Here is an 18,595-nt window from a genome sequence, read left to right on the forward strand (position 1 = left end):
GCCAGATGACAGACTCCGTTGCAGCCGTCGGCTACCCCCAAGGCATCAAGCTTGGGGTAGACGTTGGCACCGTCCGCGTGGGAGTGGCCATTTGCGACCGGGATGCCATCCTGGCCACGCCGTACAAGACGCTGGACCGGAACGCCAAGAAAAACTCAGACGTGCGGGTGATCGCCTCGCTCGCGCAGGAGATCGGCGCCGTCCAGGTCATTGTTGGACTGCCACGCACCATGAAGGGGGAGGAACACGCGTCCGCCCGAATGGCCACCGAGTACGCGGAGCTGCTGGTGGCTGAACTGGCCGGCCGTGGCCTCGATGTTTCCGTCAACCTCGTTGACGAACGGCTCAGCAGTGTCACGGCCCACCGTAACCTGCACGAAGCTGGCATGAGCAGCCGGAACCACCGTAAAGTGGTGGATCAGGTTGCAGCGGCAGGTATTCTCCAGCACGCCATCGACATGCAAAAAGCCAGGGGAATGGACGTTGGGAGCCGCGTGAGCGCGCCGCCCCGTCCACAGCCTTCCGGGCGAGGCGGGTCAGCCCAGGCTGGCAACTCCGCCGCCGAAGGTACGTCTCGACCCCAGAACACGGAAGGCTACAGTGAGCCCGTCCAATAACGACGACGCCTCAGGCGCCACCAGCAATGTTGGTGCCAGGCCGCTGACCCGCAAAGAGCTCCGCGCGTTGGAGAAGCACACCGAAGACACCAACGCGGTTCCGGAACAGGCGTACGAAACCGGCCAGGACCAGCCGGTTTCGGGGACGGAGCATGTTTTCCCGGCGGCTCCGGAACGCGAGCCTGCTGCGGCGGCCGAACCTGCACCGGAGCCTGTCCAGGCACGCCAGCCGGTAGTCCCCACGCTGCCGGACACTCAGCCGTCCATCCAGGAAGCGGCGCCGGACGCCGCCGAGCACCACCACGCTGATGCCCTCCGGGACCATCACCCGGACACCGTTCGGGAGCAGCACGCTGACTCCGTTCAGGAGTTCCACGCCGACGGGGCTCAGGCCTACGACTCTCACCCGGCCGGGTACGCCCATCCTGACGAAGTCCACCGCGAAGACCAGCACTACGGTGACGAGCACTACGAAGCCCACCACTACGAAGAGCAAGATCACCATGAGCACCACCTCGACGACCACCATGAGGCCCACCCTGATGCAGGCCTGTTCGCCGGGGCAGCTGCGGTTTCCGTAGTGGCAAAGCCTTCAAAGAAGGTGCGGCGCAGGCGCCGTCTCCTGGCAGTGTTCCTGACCCTGGTGGTGTTCGTGGCCGCCATCGCCGTAGGGGCGCAGTTCCTGAAGCCCCTGCTGGGGTCCGACAAGGCGAGCGACTATCCCGGCCCTGGCAGCGGCGAAGTGCAGGTTTCGGTCGCGCCGGGTGAAGGTACACGCTCAGTAGCCGCCAAATTGGAATCTGGAAAAGTGGTTGCCAACGCGGACACATTCCTCCATACCTTTACGGCTTCGGGCGGAACACTGTCACCCGGGGACTTCACCTTCAGGATGGAGATGAAGAACTCGGACGCCGTCAATGTCCTGCTGGGCCAGGACAAAACCAAAGTCATCTACTTTGCCCTGAGCGCAGGCCTGAGGATCGGCGAATCACTGCAGGAAATTTCCAAAGGATCCGGAATAACGGTGCAGCAGCTGATTCAATTCAGCAACGCTCCGCAGGAGTTTGGCCTGCCGGCCAACGCAAAGAACCTTGAGGGTTACCTGGCGCCGGGGGAGCACCGGTTCCCGCTCGGCACCTCGGCGAAAGACATCCTCCACGAATTGGTTAAGACAACCACCGACGAGCTCGTGTCGCAGGGCATCACCGATCCCGCGAAACAGTACGAGGCCGTGACTGTTGCCAGCATCGTGCAGGCTGAAGGCGGCCAGGCGGAGTATGGCGATGTTGCCGGGGCCATCTACAACCGGCTTAAGCCCAACGACCAGACCGGCGGTTTCCTCCAGGTCGACTCAGCGGTGACGTATGGACTCGGTACCAGGAGCTTCAACTTCACCGACGAGGAGCGCAAGGACAAGTCGAACCGCTACAACACGTACGCCAACCCGGGCCTGCCGCCGGGCCCCATCGGTTCGCCCGGCAAGACTGCCATCGATGCCGCGGCCAAGCCCAAGACGAACGAGTATCTTTACTGGGTCACTACCAACCTCGATACCAAGGAGACCAAGTTTTCCAAGACCCTCGCTGAGCACAACATGTACGTCGAGCAGTACAACACCTGGTGCAAGGCGAACGCAGGCCGCTGCGCATGAGCCTGAGGGCTGCCGTTCTGGGCCATCCGATCAGCCACTCCAAGTCGCCGGCCCTGCACCTGGCGGCGTACCGCAAGCTGGGGGTGGACATCGGCTACACCGCAGTGGATCTGACGGAGGAGGCGTTGCCCGCGTTTATGCAGCGTGTCCGGAACCAGGTGGGGTGGCGCGGACTGTCCGTGACCATGCCGCTGAAGACCGGGATGGTCACCCAAGTGGACGAAGTCCGAGGTGTGGCACGCACCTTGGGCGTGGTCAACACCGTCGCCTTCGAAGACGACGGGCCTTCTGTCCGGCGCATCGGCTACAACACCGACGTCGCCGGAATCGTTAACGCCGTGCGCAACGCCGGCGTCCCGGCCAGTCCCTCCGCAGTAGTCCTGGGGGGAGGGGGAACGGCGGCGGCCGCTATCGCCGCGTTGAAGGACTTGGGCACTGCGCATGCACAGGTGTTTGTCCGCGACACGTCCCGGGCTGCCGAAGCGCGGGCAGCCGCCGCAGGCGTCGGCCTGGCCATCGACGTCCGGCCGATGACAGAAGCCGCCACCCCGGCGGCGAGTGCCGACGTCGTGATTTCCACGCTCCCGCCGCGCGCGGCAGACGGCCTGGCAGCCGAAATCGCCGCAATGGGAACCCGGACCCACGGCGTCCTGCTCGACGTGGCCTACGATCCGTGGCCCAGCAACATCGCAGCCGTGTGGCAGGCCGGCGGCGGTGCCGTGGTGCCGGGGCTGGAAATGCTGCTGTACCAGGCGGTGGAACAGGTGCGCCTGTTCACGGGCCGCGGTGAAGACGTTAATGCAGCTGTCATAGATGTGATGTGTGACGCAGTCGGCCTGCCCCGACGGGCGTTCTGACGGCCAGACGTGGCAGGATGGAAATTATGTTGCGTTGGTTGACAGCCGGTGAATCCCATGGTCCGGCTCTGATGGGAATTATTGAGGGCGTCCCCGCCGGTGTGGAAATCACCAGCGGGCAGATCGCTGATTCGCTGGCACGCCGCCGCCTGGGCTACGGCCGGGGCGCCCGGATGAAATTCGAACAGGACCTGGTCACCATTTTGGGCGGCGTCCGCCACGGGCTCACACAGGGCGGACCGGTGGCCATCCAGGTGGCCAATACCGAGTGGCCCAAATGGGAGCAGATCATGGCTGCCGACCCCGTGGATCCGGAGGTCCTCGCCGACCAGGCGCGCAACGCACCGTTGACCCGTCCCCGCCCGGGCCACGCAGATTTCACCGGCATGCAGAAGTACGGCTTCGATGAAGCCCGTCCGGTCCTGGAACGCGCCAGCGCGCGCGAAACCGCAACCCGCGTCGCCATGGGCACCGTAGCGTCCCAGTTCCTCAAACAGCTGGGCATCGAACTGGTCAGCCACACCGTCTCCATCGCCAGTGTGACCGTTCCCGAAGGCCGTCCGCTGCCTGTCCCGGCCAACGTGATCGCGCTCGACGCCGATCCGTTACGCTGCTTCGACCGTGAGACCTCTGACGCCATGGTTGCTGAAGTGGACGCCGCGCACAAGGAAGGCGAAACGCTGGGCGGGGTAGTGGAGGTCCTTGCCTACGGACTGCCTCCCGGGCTGGGCAGCTACGTCCATTGGGACCGCCGGCTTGACTCACGGCTTGCCGCCGCCCTGATGGGCATTCAAGCGATCAAGGGCGTGGAAGTTGGCGACGGGTTCCTGACGGCCGCCCGCCGCGGTTCGGCTGCCCATGACGAGATCGTCAAGGATTCCGACGGCAGGATCATCCGCACCAGCAACCGGGCAGGTGGTATCGAAGGTGGCATGAGCATCGGCGATGTCCTGCGTGTCCGTGCTGCCATGAAGCCGATCGCGACGGTGCCGCGTGCCCTGCGCACTGTGGACGTCAGCACGGGGGAGCCGGCCAAGGCGCACCACCAGCGGTCCGACGTCTGTGCCGTGCCGGCCGCCGGCGTGGTCGCGGAGGCGATGGTAGCGCTGGTCCTCGCCGAAGCCGTCACCGAAAAGTTTGGCGGCGACTCCGTGGCGGAGACCGCCCGCAACATCAAGGGCTACCTGGACAATATTCCGGCATCCCTGGACTCGATTGGCCACTAGTGCCCCGGGGCAACAAGAGGGGTGTGCCGGGCAACCGGCCCATCGCCCTGATCGGGCCAATGGCGGTGGGAAAGTCCGCCATCGGCCATGAACTCGCGAAGTTACTGGACGTGCCGTTCCTTGACACGGACGTACTGATCGTGGAGGCCCACGGCAGCATCCCGTCAATCTTTGCCGGCCGCGGTGAGCATGCATTCCGGGAGATCGAGGCCCGGACCGTTGCCAGCGCTGTAGAGCACGCCAAAGACTCTGCCACGGTCATCTCCCTTGGCGGGGGAGCCGTGCTGGACTCCGGAACGCAGCAGATCCTGGGCCGCTGCACCGTGGTCTACCTCGAATGCGATGAGCACACCGTCGCATCGCGCATCGCCCGGAACTCGGGCAGGCCATTGCTGGCCGGCGATGCAATGGCCCGTTGGTCCACCCTCTTTGCCACCAGAAAACCCGTCTACGAACGGCTGGCCGACCTGGTCATTGACGTCCGCCACGGCTCGATCACCGAGCTGGGACACCGGCTTGAAGTTGCGCTGCGTGAATACGCAGCCGCCAAACAGGAAGTTGAAAATTGAGCGTCGATTCAACAGTCATCAAGGTCACCGGTGCGTCCGCGGGGCAGAATTACGACGTCGTCGTTGGCCGCGGCCTGTTGGGTGACCTTCCCGCCCTGCTGGGCGAGCGGGTCCGGCGGGTGCTGGTCATCCACCCCCGTGCGCTGCGCCTCACCGGCGACACCGTCCGTGACGAGCTCGCCGCCGCCGGTTTTACTTCGTTGACTGCAGAAATCCCGGATGCCGAAGAGGGCAAACACATCCAGGTCGCCGCATTCTGCTGGCAGGTACTGGGCCAAAACGACTTCACCCGCTCTGACGCCATCGTGGCAGTGGGCGGCGGTGCCGTCACAGACCTCGCTGGATTTGTGGCGGCCACGTGGCTTCGCGGCGTGAAGGTCATTCACATGCCCACGAGCCTGCTGGGCATGGTGGACGCTTCCGTGGGCGGAAAGACCGGCATCAACACGGCAGAAGGCAAGAACCTGGTGGGATCCTTCCATCCGCCGGCCGGAGTGCTGGTGGACCTGGACACCCTGAACACTTTGCCCCGCAACGAGATCATTTCCGGCATGGCCGAAGTCATCAAATGCGGCTTCATCGCTGACCCAACCATCCTGGAACTCGTGGAAAAGGATGCCGCAGCGGCCACTGATCCCGGCTCCGACGCCCTGCGGGAGCTCATTGAGCGTGCCATCGCCGTCAAAGCGAAGGTGGTCTCGGAAGACCTCAAGGAATCCGGGCTGCGCGAGATCCTGAACTACGGCCACACCCTGGGCCACGCCATTGAACTGGTGGAGCGTTACTCCTGGCGGCACGGTGCAGCCGTTTCTGTAGGCATGATGTTCGCAGCTGAGCTTGCCCGCAGCGTGGGCCGCCTCAGCGACGCTGACGCAGACCGCCACCGCAGCATCCTCGAGACCCTGGGGCTCCCGGTCACCTACCGTAAGGACCGTTGGCAGGGGCTGCTGGACGGCATGCGTCGAGACAAGAAGTCCCGCGGGGACCTGCTCCGGTTTGTGGTCCTGGACGGCATTGCCAAGCCGGGCATCCTCGATGTTCCGGACACGTCACTGCTCTTTGCCGCTTACCAGGAAATCGCCTCCTGATGCAGGGTGACCTGGCAGGCACCAGCGACTGGCCCGAGGGCGGCTTCCCCGGGATCCGGATCAATCCGGTCTCCCTGCTGCCGGAGATTATCAATGAGGACGCGTGCCGGGCTGCGCTGGCAAATTCCACCGACCCCGCGGACGCCATCTTTGTGCTGATCGTCGAAGGGCGTGCCGCCGAGGCCGCCGAGTTGCTCGCGGAAGCACGGTTCAAGGATCCCGAATCCTTCTGGCTGAGGGCTTTTGAGGCCGAGGTGCTTCGTGTATCGCACCGTCCTGACCGCGCACTGGAGCTGTTCAGGCAGTTGCTCGCGGAATTCCACGGAACTGACCGTGAAGCCCTGGTCCTGCAATACATGGGGAAGGTGCAGTACACGTCCGGCCACATTTCCGCGGCGGTGGAGGCCTTCGCCCGGGCCTTGGATCTGCGCGTGGCCCGATCTGCCGACGCCGCCCTGATTTACTCGTCCACAGTGGCTCTGCAGCGGGCCCGCGACGTCCTGGACCTCGCCTGCTGAGGCGCTCATCCGCCACCGAACGCAAGCAGTCCCGTTTTTACCGGTAGAATAGTTCTTGGATTTTTGACAAATACGCGCTGGCAGGCCGTTCGGCATGCCTGGCCGGCATAGAACGTCTGACAACTGACCAGACTAAGAAACCAGAGGAAACCAGTGGCAACCACTAACGACATCAAGAACGGCACGGTCCTGAAGCTTGAAGGGCAGCTCTGGAACATCATCGAATTCCAGCACGTCAAGCCCGGCAAGGGTGGCGCCTTTGTCCGGACCAAAATGCGGAACGTGATGTCCGGCAAGGTTGTGGACAAGACGTTCAACGCCGGCCTCAAAATCGAGACCGCCACGGTTGACCGCCGCGATTACCAGTACTTGTACCAGGACGGCGCGGACTTCGTGTTTATGGACACCGCCGACTACGACCAGATCACCGTCCCCGGTGCAACGGTCGGCGACGCCACCAACTTCATGCTTGAGAACCAGATGGTTAACATCGCCATCCACGAAGGCAACCCGCTGTACATCGAACTCCCGCCCAGCGTTGTCCTGGAGATCACCTACACCGAACCTGGCCTGCAGGGCGACCGCTCCTCGGCCGGCACCAAGCCGGCAACCCTGGAAACCGGCTACGAAATCCAGGTTCCGCTGTTCGTGGAGAACAACACCAAGGTCAAGGTTGACACCCGCGACGGCAGCTACCTCGGCCGGGTCAGCGAGTAGTGAGCGCACGCGGCAAGGCCCGGAACCGGGCGCTGGATGTACTTTTCGAAGCGGAGCAACGCTCGGTTTCGGCTTTTGATGTGCTCAGGGCACGGCGGGAAAAAACCGATCAGATCATAAACCCGTACACCCTTGAAATCGTGGAAGGCGTCGTTTCACAGCAGACCGCCATCGACGAATTCCTGGAGACCTATTCCCAGGGCTGGACCCTGGAGCGCATGCCTTCGGTGGACCGGATCATCCTGCGGATCGGCACGTGGGAACTGCTCTACAACGACGACGTTCCCGATGGCGTCGCCGTGAGCGAGGCAGTGGCACTCGCCAAGACGCTCTCAACTGATGAGTCGCCGTCGTTCATCAACGGCCTTTTGGGACGCCTGCAGCAGCTGAAGCCCTCGCTGCTCGCCTGACACCTGCTTCCGCAGGAGCGGCCGTCCATAACAGAAGGGACCAGTGACCACACCAGGGTGGACGCTGGTCCCTTTCTGCATGTGGGGTTTCCCGCAGGTCAGCCCGCGACGGCGGCCCGGAGCGCCAGGATCCGCTGCAGCTGCTGCTGTTCCTCGGTCTGGTGGAGCCGGATGTCCCGGCCGCTGAGGATCCGCTGCCTGATGAAGGCCAGCTGGGTAGCGGCGTTCAGGAACGCTTTCATCTGCGGCCGCCGGTGATAGCCGGCCGCCCAGCGCAAGGCAGTCCGCCTGCCGCGCGGGGTGGCCAGCAGTTCCACCTCGACGGGGCTGAACCAGCCGACCGCCGAGTACTCCAACAGCCGTTGGCGGGTCAGCCGGTTCTCGGCCACCCGGAGCAGAATGATTCCCACGACGGCCAGCACAAAGATGGGCACCTGGATCAGGACGTACTCTGCCAGGAAGCCGGCGCCCATGCTGTTCCACCGGTTATGCAGTAGCATCGCCGGAATCAGGCCAATGAAAAAGGCCAGAACCGAGGCCCCGGAGTGCCAGCGCCGGGCTGCGAAACCCATGATGAGGCCGGTGGTTCCCGTGAAGATGGCGTGCGCGAACGGAGACATCACACCGCGGAGCAGGAAGATTTGCGCCAAGTCCGTTGCCGGACTCCCGGATCCGGCGATTGCCCGGCCAAAGTAGAGGATGTTTTCGGTGAAAGCGAAGCCGCCCGCGATGGTGAACGCGAACACCACACCGTCCACCGGGCCGTCAAAGTGATTCCGCGCCAGCAGCAGGAGAAGCAGCAGGCCCAACGCTTTGGCGAACTCCTCCACCACCGGTGCCTGGACCGTGGCCATGTAGGTCTGCAGGTCAGCCACGTCACTGAACTGGAAGGTCAGGGCGAAGAACGGTTGGACCAGGAGCGTGACGGCCACCGAGACTGCCGCACCCCAGGTAAAGGCAAAGAAGAGGAGCCGTCTTGGTTCCGGCTCCCACCGGTCGATGGCGTGGACGGTCAGCAGCACAGCCGAGAGCGGTATCAGTGAGACCACAAAACCCACGGCGAACCCGCCCACTCCGGTGCTTGCCACCAGGAACGGCACCACCAGCAGCAAGCTCAGGAACGCGAGGGTGGCGCCGCCTATCGTCAGGGCCAGCAAGCCCGCGGACCGCACGCTTGCGCCGTCCCGGCCCGGGATGGTTGGCTGCGGTGGTCCCAACGCGGGCAGCGGAGCCGCATAGGTGCCGGGCGCGGGCCGGTAGTACTCCGGCTCGATCCGGCCCATCCAGCTGGGGTTGGCCTGGCCCGGGAAGGGATCCCGGGATCCGGCAGGCCCCCCGGGCTGGCCGGGGCCCTGCTGATAAGGGTTGGTGGACATAGGGGAAAGCCTAATGCCAGGTGCCGATGTGGTAATTTTGAACCGCACATGATCCTTTTTTAATTCCGTCCTGTGAGGCGGGGAAAGGGGAGACGAGCGTTGACTACCGTCACAAGCGCACCGGTTCCAGCCAGGGTTGTCCTCAACCAGGCGGATATTGACCGCGCCCTTACTCGTATCGCCCATGAGATCCTCGAGGCCAACAAAGGCTCCAAGGACCTGGTCCTGTTGGGCATCCCGCGCCGCGGTTATCCGCTGGCAGTTCGCTTGGCACGCAAGATCGCAGCAGCGGACCCCACTGTGGATGCGACCGCGATAGTCGGTCAACTGGACGTCACCATGTTCCGCGACGACCTTTCGCACCAGCCCACCAGGCCGCCGTACCCCACCCAGCTCCCGCGCACGGGAATCGACAACAAGGTTGTGGTGCTCATCGATGACGTCCTGTATTCCGGCCGCACCATCCGGGCCGCCCTGGACGCCATTATCGACCTGGGCCGGCCCCGGGTCGTCAGGCTTGCCGTGCTGATCGACCGCGGCCACCGTGAACTTCCCATCCGGGCCGACCACGTGGGGAAGAACCTTCCCACCTCGTCCGCCGAGAAGGTCCGGGTCCGGCTCGAGGAAACCGACACCGCTGCCGACGGCGTCACGGTCAACGAAGTGGTTATCGAGGGCGGCGCGTGAAACACCTCCTCTCAACTGAAGACCTCAGCCTCAGCAACGCCATCCGCATTCTCGACACCGCCGAAGAAATGGCGGCTGTGGGGGACCGCGAGGTCAAGAAGCTCCCGGCCCTGCGCGGACGCACCGTGGTAAACCTTTTTTTCGAGGACTCCACCCGGACGCGGATCTCCTTCGAAGCGGCCGCCAAACGGCTGTCCGCCGACGTCATCAACTTCGCCGCTAAGGGATCCTCCGTCTCCAAGGGCGAATCGCTCAAGGACACCGCCCAGACGCTGTCAGCGATGGGAGCAGACGCCGTCGTGATCCGGCACTGGGCCTCCGGCGCACCGCACCGGCTCGCTGCGACGGACTGGATCGACGCCGCCGTGATCAACGCCGGCGACGGCACCCACGAACACCCCACGCAGGCGCTCCTTGACGCCTTCACCATGCGCCGCCACTGGTCGAAGCTGTCCGGCAACGGGTCCATCGGTGCGGATCTCAAGGGCATGCGCGTAGCGATCGCCGGGGACGTCCTGCATTCCCGCGTTGCCCGTTCCAACGTGTGGTTGCTCCGCACTCTGGGCGCGGAGGTTACCCTCGTGGCGCCGCCCACCCTGCTGCCCATCGGCGTCGGGCAGTGGCCGTGCAAGGTCAGCTACAACATGGACGAAACCCTTCAGCAAGGGGTGGACGCCGTGATGATGCTGCGTGTGCAGGGTGAGCGGATGAATGCCTCGTTCTTCCCGTCCACCCGCGAGTACTCCCGCCGCTGGGGCTTCGATGACAACCGGCTTAGGGCACTGGACAGCCTGGGGCTGAAGGACACCATTATCATGCACCCCGGCCCCATGAACCGGGGCCTGGAAATTTCTGCAGCCGCCGCCGATTCGCCCCGCTCCACCGTACTCGCGCAGGTGCGCAACGGTGTTTCGGTCCGCATGGCCGCCCTGTATCTGCTGCTCTCCGGGGACACCCGCGAAACAGCCGCCACCGCTGGCACAGCCAGCACAAATGCAGCCCGCACCAAGGCAGCCCGTTCCACTGAGGAGAGCAACTGATGGCAGACAACAACGGAACGTACCTGATCCGCGGTGCGGCCATCCTGGGCCGCGAAGCGGAGGACCTGCTCATCCGTGACGGCATCATCGCCGCCCGGGGGACCGGTGCGTTAACCCACGCCGACGCTGCGGGAGCTGCCGTCATCGAGGCCGCCGGTCTGGTGGCGCTGCCCGGCATGGTGGACGTGCACACCCACCTGCGTGAACCCGGCCGCGAAGACGCTGAAACCGTTGAGACGGGGACGCGCGCCGCAGCCTTGGGCGGCTTCACTGCCGTCCACGCGATGGCCAACAGCAACCCCGTTGCGGACACAGCCGGAGTGGTGGAGCAGGTCCACAGCCTGGGCCGCGCCGCCGGCTGGGTGGACGTCCGCCCTGTCGGCGCCGTCACCGTGGGCATCGCGGGGGAGCAGCTCGCCGAACTCGGCGCCATGGCCGATTCCCGGGCCCAGGTGCGGATATTCTCCGACGACGGCAACTGCGTCCACGACCCCGTGCTGATGCGCCGCGCCCTGGAGTACGTCAAGGCGTTCGACGGCGTGGTGGCCCAGCACGCGCAGGAACCCCGCCTCACCGCCGGGGCACAGATGAACGAGGGCACAGTCTCCGCTGTCCTGGGACTCACCGGCTGGCCGGCCGTTGCCGAAGAGAGCATTATTGCCCGCGATGTGCTCCTGGCGCAGCACGTTGACTCCCGCCTGCACGTCTGCCACGTCTCCACCGCGGGCTCCGTCGAGATCATTCGCTGGGCCAAACAACGCGGCGTCAACGTTACTGCCGAGGTCACTCCGCACCACCTCCTGCTGACCGATGACCTGGTCCGCAGCTACAACCCCGTGTACAAAGTGAACCCGCCGCTGCGCACCGACGCCGATGTGCAGGCACTGCGGGCCGGACTGGCCGACGGCACCATCGACGTGGTGGGCACCGACCACGCCCCGCACCCCAGCGAACACAAGGAATGCGAGTGGGCGCAGGCAGCGATGGGCATGACCGGACTGGAAACCGCCCTGTCCGTAGTCCAGCACGCCATGATCGAGACCGGGCTCATGACGTGGGCCGACTTCGCCCGCGTCACGTCCACCGCCGCGGCACAGATCGGCCGGCTGTCCGACCAGGGCCGCCCCCTGGACGCCGGCGAGCCCGCCAACATCATCCTGGTGGACCCGGCCGCCCGCTGGACCGTGGATCCCTCGACGATGGCCACCATGGGCCGCAACTCACCGTTTGCCGGGCTGGAGCTTCCGGGCAAGGTGGTGGCCACCTTCTACAAGGGCCACCCCACCGTCCTGGACGGCAAGCTCAACACGCCGTACCGGGAATCGGCGGCGGCTGCGGCAGGGGCCCCCTGATGGATACACAGACCATCGCACTTGTCAGCACCCTGGCGATCATCGCCGTCGTGCTCGTGATGATCGGGACCGGCTGGCGGAACCGCCTCAGGCGGCAGTCCGACGTCGAGCCCTTGCCTGACGTGCCCGCGGAACCGGGTGTGCCGGCCGCCACCGCGGAGGGCCAGTACGTTGTCTCCACCACCGCCGGGGACTGGCTTGACCGGATCGCCGTGCACAGCCTCGGCATCCGGACGAACGCCGTGCTCAGCGTGTACTCCCATGGCGTCCTCCTGGACCGCTCCGGCGCCCCGCCCGTTTACATCCCGGCCGCAAGCCTGACCACCGTACGGCAGGAAAGCGGAATGGCCGGCAAATTTGTGGAAAAGGACGGCATCCTGGTCATCACCTGGGACCTTGGGAAGCACACCCTGGACACCGGCTTCCGGACCCGCAGGGCCGCCGATAAAGAAGCCCTCTATGACTCCCTTCAGCAATTGATCGCCGCAGCCCGCCAGGCTGATCCCCAAAGTGGAAAGTAAGACAGTGACAGAAACAGCGACACCACAAGCAGCCTCTGCGGCACCAGCAGCCATTTCCACCCAGGTTTCCACCGCGGCTCCCACAGGGGCGGTGCTAGTCCTGGAGGACGGCCGCATGTTCCGCGGCACCAGCTACGGCGCGCAGGGCACCGCCCTGGGCGAAGCAGTGTTCGCCACCGGAATGACGGGCTACCAGGAAACCATCACCGACCCGTCGTATGCGCGGCAGCTGGTGGTGCAGACCGCGCCGCACATCGGCAACACCGGCGTGAACAGCGACGACGCCGAGTCCCGCCGCATCTGGGTGGCCGGCTACATTGTCCGCGACGCCGCCCGGCGCCCCTCCAACTGGCGCTCCGAACGCTCGCTGGACGAGGAGCTCATCGAGCAGGGGATTGTGGGGATCCAGGGCGTGGACACCCGCGCCATCACCCGGCACCTGCGCGAACACAAGACCATGCGCGCCGGGATCTTCTCCGGTGACGCCGCCAAGGCCTCGGATAAGGAACTCGTGGACGCCGTCCTGGCCAGCGCCCCGATGGAAGGCGCCCGCCTGGCTGAGGAAGTGAGCGTTGACGAGGCATACGTCGTGGAGCCCAAGGACCACGGCTGGGACGGCGAGCCGGCGTTCAGCATTGCCGCGATCGACCTCGGCATCAAGGCCATGACCCCGGTCCGGTTCGCCGAGCGCGGCGTCCGCGTCCATGTCCTGCCGGCAACCTCCACCCTCGAGGACGTCAAGGTCGTCAACCCGGACGGCTTCTTTATGTCCAACGGCCCGGGCGACCCTGCCACCGCTGACGCCCAGGTCAAGCTGCTTCGCTCGGTCCTGGATGAGAAATTGCCGTACTTCGGTATCTGCTTCGGCAACCAGATCCTGGGCCGTGCGCTCGGCTTCGGCACCTACAAGCTCCGCTACGGCCACCGCGGCATCAACCAGCCCGTCCTGGACCGAAGCACCGGCAAGGTGGAGATCACCTCGCAGAACCACGGCTTCGCTGTGGACGCACCGCTGGACGGCGCCACCCAGGCTCCCGAAGAGCGCTACGGCCGCGTTGAGGTCAGCCACATCAGCCTGAACGACGACGTAGTGGAGGGCCTTGCGTGCCTGGACATCCCTGCCTTCTCGGTCCAGTACCACCCGGAAGCGGCCGCCGGCCCGCACGATGCCGCCTACCTGTTCGACCGTTTCATCGACCTGATGGCGGCCACCAAAAATGGCGCAAAGAACACCACCGATTCCAAGACTGAGGACAAGAAGTAATGCCCAAGAGAACTGACCTTAAGAGCGTCCTGGTCATCGGTTCCGGCCCGATCGTCATCGGCCAGGCCGCTGAGTTCGACTACTCCGGCACCCAGGCACTGCGCGTCCTCAAGGAGGAAGGCCTGCGGGTCATCCTGGTGAACTCCAACCCCGCCACCATCATGACGGACCCCGAGTTCGCCGATGCCACCTACATCGAGCCCATCACCCCCGAGGTGGTGGAGAAGATCATCGCCAAAGAGCGGCCGGACGCCATCCTGCCCACCCTCGGTGGCCAGACCGCGCTGAACACCGCCATCGCGCTGGACAAGAACGGCGTGCTGGCAAAGTACAACGTGGAGCTCATCGGCGCCAACATCGCAGCCATCGAGCTCGGCGAAGACCGCGAAAAGTTCAAGGGCGTGGTGGAACGCTGCGGCGCCGAATCGGCCCGCAGCCACATCATCCACACCCTGGACGAGGCACTCACGGCCGCCGAGGACCTGGGCTACCCGATGGTGGTCCGCCCGTCGTTCACCATGGGCGGCCTCGGCTCCGGCCTGGCCTACAACGAGAATGACCTGCGCCGCATCGTGGGCCAGGGCCTGCAGTACAGCCCCACGTCTGAGGTGCTCCTCGAAGAGAGCATCCTCGGCTGGAAGGAGTACGAGCTTGAGATGATGCGGGACAAGAACGACAACGTGGTGGTTGTCTGTTCCATCGAGAACTTCGATCCCGTAGGCGTCCACACCGGCGACTCCATCACCGTGGCTCCCGCGCTGACCCTCACCGACCGCGAATACCAGCGGCTGCGTGACATCTCCATCGCCGTCATCCGTGAAGTGGGCGTGGACACCGGCGGCTGCAACATCCAGTTCGCCATCGAGCCCGACACCGGCCGTGTTGTGGTCATCGAGATGAACCCCCGTGTCTCCCGCTCCTCTGCGCTGGCCTCGAAGGCCACCGGGTTCGCCATCGCCAAGATCGCCACGAAGCTTTCCCTGGGCTACACCCTGGACGAGATCCCGAACGACATCACGCAGAAGACCCCTGCGTCCTTCGAGCCCACCCTGGACTACGTGGTGGTCAAGGTTCCGCGCTTCGCTTTTGAGAAGTTCCCGGCAGCGGACGACACACTGACCACCACCATGAAGTCGGTGGGCGAAGCGATGGCTATGGGCCGCAACTTCACCGAAGCCCTGCAGAAGGCACTCCGGTCCCTGGAGCAGAAGGGCTCGCAGCTGGACTTCAGCTCCGTTCCCGAATGGGAAGTGCCGGAGCTCATCGAAAAGTCCAAGCGGCCCACCACCGAGCGCCTCCACCAGGTACAGCGTGCCCTGCTCGGCGGCGCCACCGTGGAACAGCTCTTCGAAGCCACCAAGATCGACCCCTGGTACCTGGACCAGCTTCAACTGCTTAACGAAATCTCCCGCGAGATCCGCAAGGCCGGATCCCTGACCGTGGAGATGCTCCAGCGCGCCAAGCGCCACGGCTTCTCCGACGAGCAGATCGGTGCCCTGACGCACAACTCCGAAGCCGTGGTCCGCGGCGTCCGCCAGGCCCTTGGGATCCGCCCGGTCTACAAGACAGTGGATACCTGCGCTGCCGAGTTCGCTGCCTACACCCCGTACCACTACTCGTCCTATGACGAGGAGGACGAGGTTGCCCTGCACTCCAAGCCGTCCATCCTGATCCTCGGCTCGGGCCCCAACCGCATCGGGCAGGGCATCGAGTTCGACTACTCCTGCGTCCACGCCTCCATGGCGCTGCGCAAGGCCGGCTACGAGACAGTGATGGTCAACTGCAATCCGGAAACCGTCTCCACCGACTACGACGTCTCCACCCGGTTGTACTTTGAGCCGCTGACGCTCGAAGACGTCCTGGAGGTGATCGCCGCTGAAGAGCGGACCGGCGGTGTTATGGGCGTGTTTGTCCAGCTCGGCGGCCAGACCCCGCTCAAGCTGGCCCAGCAGCTGGCAGACGCCGGCGTGCCCATCCTGGGCACATCCCCGGAAGCGATCGACCTCGCCGAGCACCGCGGCGAATTCTCCCGCGTCCTGGACAACGCCGGGCTGATCGCCCCGAAGAACGGCACCGCGGTGTCCTTCGAGGACGCCAAGAAGATCGCCGACGAAATCGGCTACCCCGTCCTGGTCCGCCCGTCCTACGTGCTCGGCGGCCGCGGCATGGAAATCGTCTACGACGAGCCCAACCTCTCCCGCTATATTGCCAACGCCACCGAAATCACGCCGGACCACCCCGTGCTGATCGACCGGTTCCTGGAGGACGCCGTCGAAATTGACGTCGACGCGCTCTTCGACGGCACGGACATGTACCTCGGCGGCATCATGGAGCACATCGAGGAGGCCGGAATCCACTCCGGCGACTCGGCCTGTGTCCTGCCTCCCATCACCCTGGGCAACAACGTGATTGAACGGGTCCGCACGGCCACCCGCGCCATCGCCGAGGGTGTGGGCGTCCGCGGCTTGATCAACATCCAGTTCGCGCTGGCCTCGGACGTGCTCTACGTCCTGGAAGCGAACCCGCGTGCCTCCCGCACCGTTCCGTTCGTCTCCAAGGCCACCGGCGTGCAGATGGCCAAGGCCGCGGCCCTGATCGGCACGGGTGTCACCATCAACCAGCTGCGCACTGCCTACAAGATGCTGCCGGAAACCGGCGACGGCTCCTCCCTGCCGCTCGACGCCCCGGTCTCGGTCAAGGAAGCCGTGCTGCCGTTCAGCCGCTTCCGTACCCCGGAGGGCAAGGTGGTGGACTCGCTGCTCGGCCCGGAGATGCGTTCCACGGGCGAAGTCATGGGCATCGACAAGCACTTCGACACCGCCTTCGCCAAGAGCCAGGCAGCCGCCAACAACGCCCTGCCCACTGAAGGCAAGATCTTCGTCTCCGTAGCCAACCGGGATAAGCGTGCGGTCATCATGGCCGTCAAGCGCCTGTCCGACCTCGGCTTTGAGATCGTCTCCACCGGTGGCACCGCCGATGTCCTGCGCCGCAACGGCATCCAGGCCAGCACGGTCCGTAAGGTCGCCGAAGGCAGCAGTGCTGAAGGTGAAGGAACTATCGCGGACCTCGTCATTGCCGGCGAGATCGACATGGTCTTCAACACCCCCTCGGGCGGCGAAGCACGCAGTGACGGCTACGCCCTGCGTGCCGCCGCCACGTCTATCGGCATCCCCTGCATCACCACGGTGGCCGAGTTCAACGCCGCGGTGCAGGCCATCGAAGCCATGCGCACGTACGAATGGTCAGTGACCAGCCTGCAGGAGCACGCCGCTGCGCTGATGGCGTCCCAGGCCGCGGAGGCAGCAGCCTCGCAGAGTGAAGCACCGCGGAATGCCTGAGTCCGGTCCCACACCGTCAAGCCCCACAGCCCGGGAGTCCTTCGGCTCCCGGCTGGGGGCGGCCATGGCTGGCCGCGGTCCGCTGTGTGTGGGCATTGATCCGCACCCCGCGCTGCTGAAGAGCTGGGGACTTGACGACGACGCCGCGGGGCTGAGGCGGTTTTCGCTGACCGTCCTGGAGGCAGTGGGTTCGCTCGCTGCCGCGGTGAAGCCCCAGGTGGCGCTCTACGAGCGCCACGGCTCGGCCGGGCTGGCAGTGCTGGAGGAAGTGCTGGCGGCCGCCCAAGGCCAGGTGCTCACCATCGCGGATGCGAAGCGGGGCGACATCGGCTCCACTATGGCCGCTTACGCGGACGCCTGGCTTCGGGACGGCTCAGCGCTGGCTGCCGATTCGGTAACCCTGAGCCCCTACCTCGGCTTTGAGTCTCTCCGCCCGGCCCTGGATTTGGCGGCGGAGTACGGACGTGGTGTTTTTGTCCTCGCCCTGACCTCAAACCCGGAGGGAGCCTCTGTCCAGCACATCGGCGGCGGCGACTCCGTAGCGCGGCGGATCACCGAAGCGGCCGCTGCTGAGAACCGCCGGTATGAGGGCCCGCTAGGCTCGGTCGGACTGGTGATCGGAGCAACGGTGGGCTCAGCATTGACTGACCTGCAGTTGGACCTCGAGTCCGTTCGTGGCCCCATCCTTGCTCCGGGGCTGGGCGCGCAGGGCGCGACGCCGGCCGACCTTCGCCGGACGTTCGGCGCAGCTTATCCGCAGGTGCTGGGGACATCGAGCCGGGACATCCTGGCTGCCGGTCCCGGTATTCAGGCGCTCCAGGCCGCGGCCCAGCGGACCCTGGACGGGCTCCGCGAAGCATAGGCGGCGGTTGGGCGGCCCCACGCTTTGTCCCCGGCCGGTTAATGCCGTCATCCATTGATTCAAAGCGCACCAGAGGGTAGGTTTCAGGACAAGTCCAATGGTGGCCGCCATGGACGCATCTGAAAACTCCGGGGGTGTCCTCCATGAGCCTGCGACCCTTATCCGCGTCGGAACGCGCTGATGCCCTGCACAAGGCTGCCGCCGCCCGGGCAGCCCGGGCCGCGGCGAAGGAACGGCTGAAGAAAGGCGAGACTTCGGCCGCAGATATTATCAGCTCGGCCGCCGGGGACGACGCCCTGGCGCGGATGCGGGTGGCCGAGCTGTTGGAGGCCCTGCCCGGCATCGGCAAAGTCAGGGCCGCGGCCATCATGGAACAGTTGGGGATCGCGGCGTCCCGGCGGGTCCGGGGTCTGGGCGTTCACCAGCGCCAGGCGCTGGTAGATTTTATAGACGAGAAGTAGGGCGAACAACTCTTCGCCGATTCATACCCCGCCGCAAAGGA

18 protein-coding genes are annotated in these 18,595 nt (G+C 65.4%); 17 read left to right on the plus strand and 1 reads right to left on the minus strand.

Features of this window, described 5'->3' with window-relative positions; translation table 11 throughout:
• Positions 1-5 precede the first annotated feature (5 nt).
• The 9 genes from ruvX to nusB all read left to right on the plus strand — a co-directional run bounded on the left by ruvX (position 6) and on the right by nusB (position 7,653).
• Complete coding sequence (ruvX, locus tag ABIB45_RS02650; protein WP_354214342.1) at positions 6-617, plus strand: Holliday junction resolvase RuvX; 612 nt, start codon at positions 6-8, stop codon at positions 615-617.
• Positions 601-2,268, plus strand: coding sequence for an endolytic transglycosylase MltG (gene mltG, locus ABIB45_RS02655; RefSeq protein WP_354214343.1), 1,668 nt, complete (start codon positions 601-603; stop codon positions 2,266-2,268). The genes ruvX and mltG overlap by 17 nt, the downstream gene beginning before the upstream one ends.
• Complete coding sequence (locus ABIB45_RS02660; protein ID WP_354214344.1) at positions 2,265-3,125, plus strand: shikimate dehydrogenase; 861 nt, start codon at positions 2,265-2,267, stop codon at positions 3,123-3,125. Before mltG ends, ABIB45_RS02660 begins: the two co-directional genes overlap by 4 nt.
• A gap of 26 nt (positions 3,126-3,151) precedes the next feature.
• Positions 3,152-4,351, plus strand: coding sequence for a chorismate synthase (aroC, locus tag ABIB45_RS02665; RefSeq protein WP_354214345.1), 1,200 nt, complete (start codon positions 3,152-3,154; stop codon positions 4,349-4,351).
• Between the two features lie 59 nt (positions 4,352-4,410).
• On the plus strand, positions 4,411-4,920 hold the full coding sequence (locus ABIB45_RS02670; protein ID WP_354214431.1) for a shikimate kinase: 510 nt from the start codon (positions 4,411-4,413) through the stop codon (positions 4,918-4,920).
• A complete protein-coding gene (gene aroB, locus ABIB45_RS02675) occupies positions 4,917-6,008 on the plus strand; it encodes a 3-dehydroquinate synthase (RefSeq protein ID WP_354214346.1) in 1,092 nt (363 codons plus the stop codon). The genes ABIB45_RS02670 and aroB overlap by 4 nt, the downstream gene beginning before the upstream one ends.
• Positions 6,008-6,526 (plus strand): tetratricopeptide repeat protein, encoded by a 519-nt coding sequence (locus ABIB45_RS02680; RefSeq protein ID WP_354214347.1) that lies wholly within the window; start codon positions 6,008-6,010, stop codon positions 6,524-6,526. Before aroB ends, ABIB45_RS02680 begins: the two co-directional genes overlap by 1 nt.
• Before the next feature lie 153 nt (positions 6,527-6,679).
• Positions 6,680-7,243, plus strand: coding sequence for an elongation factor P (gene efp / locus ABIB45_RS02685; RefSeq protein ID WP_354214348.1), 564 nt, complete (start codon positions 6,680-6,682; stop codon positions 7,241-7,243).
• A complete protein-coding gene (gene nusB / locus ABIB45_RS02690) occupies positions 7,243-7,653 on the plus strand; it encodes a transcription antitermination factor NusB (protein ID WP_164199586.1) in 411 nt (136 codons plus the stop codon). Before efp ends, nusB begins: the two co-directional genes overlap by 1 nt.
• 98 nt (positions 7,654-7,751) lie before the next feature.
• On the opposite strand, the gene ABIB45_RS02695 is transcribed toward nusB, so the two are convergent.
• Entirely contained in the window at positions 7,752-9,029 is a 1,278-nt protein-coding gene (locus tag ABIB45_RS02695) for a PrsW family intramembrane metalloprotease (protein ID WP_354214349.1), read from the minus strand.
• A gap of 99 nt (positions 9,030-9,128) precedes the next feature.
• Between ABIB45_RS02695 and pyrR the strand changes: the two genes are divergently transcribed.
• The 8 genes from pyrR to mihF all read left to right on the plus strand — a co-directional run bounded on the left by pyrR (position 9,129) and on the right by mihF (position 18,554).
• Positions 9,129-9,716 (plus strand): bifunctional pyr operon transcriptional regulator/uracil phosphoribosyltransferase PyrR, encoded by a 588-nt coding sequence (gene pyrR / locus ABIB45_RS02700; protein ID WP_354214350.1) that lies wholly within the window; start codon positions 9,129-9,131, stop codon positions 9,714-9,716.
• Positions 9,713-10,756, plus strand: a complete 1,044-nt coding sequence (locus ABIB45_RS02705; RefSeq protein ID WP_354214351.1) for an aspartate carbamoyltransferase catalytic subunit — start codon at positions 9,713-9,715, stop codon at positions 10,754-10,756. The genes pyrR and ABIB45_RS02705 overlap by 4 nt, the downstream gene beginning before the upstream one ends.
• Positions 10,756-12,108 carry a dihydroorotase gene (locus ABIB45_RS02710; protein ID WP_354214352.1) on the plus strand — a complete coding sequence of 451 codons (1,353 nt, stop codon included), beginning with the start codon at positions 10,756-10,758 and terminating at the stop codon, positions 12,106-12,108. The genes ABIB45_RS02705 and ABIB45_RS02710 overlap by 1 nt, the downstream gene beginning before the upstream one ends.
• Positions 12,108-12,629, plus strand: coding sequence for a PH-like domain-containing protein (locus ABIB45_RS02715; RefSeq protein ID WP_354214353.1), 522 nt, complete (start codon positions 12,108-12,110; stop codon positions 12,627-12,629). The genes ABIB45_RS02710 and ABIB45_RS02715 overlap by 1 nt, the downstream gene beginning before the upstream one ends.
• Before the next feature lie 52 nt (positions 12,630-12,681).
• The gene (gene carA, locus ABIB45_RS02720; protein WP_354214432.1) at positions 12,682-13,893 is read left to right on the plus strand and encodes a glutamine-hydrolyzing carbamoyl-phosphate synthase small subunit; all 1,212 of its coding nucleotides are present in this window, start codon (positions 12,682-12,684) and stop codon (positions 13,891-13,893) included.
• A complete protein-coding gene (carB, locus tag ABIB45_RS02725; protein ID WP_354214354.1) occupies positions 13,893-17,231 on the plus strand; it encodes a carbamoyl-phosphate synthase large subunit in 3,339 nt (1,112 codons plus the stop codon). Before carA ends, carB begins: the two co-directional genes overlap by 1 nt.
• Positions 17,224-18,093, plus strand: coding sequence for an orotidine-5'-phosphate decarboxylase (gene pyrF / locus ABIB45_RS02730; RefSeq protein ID WP_354214355.1), 870 nt, complete (start codon positions 17,224-17,226; stop codon positions 18,091-18,093). Before carB ends, pyrF begins: the two co-directional genes overlap by 8 nt.
• 143 nt (positions 18,094-18,236) lie before the next feature.
• Positions 18,237-18,554 carry an integration host factor, actinobacterial type gene (gene mihF / locus ABIB45_RS02735; RefSeq protein ID WP_354214356.1) on the plus strand — a complete coding sequence of 106 codons (318 nt, stop codon included), beginning with the start codon at positions 18,237-18,239 and terminating at the stop codon, positions 18,552-18,554.
• Positions 18,555-18,595: the final 41 nt, after the last annotated feature.

The sequence above is a fragment of the Arthrobacter sp. UYCo732 genome, from assembly GCF_040547265.1.
Lineage (GTDB): Bacteria > Actinomycetota > Actinomycetes > Actinomycetales > Micrococcaceae > Arthrobacter.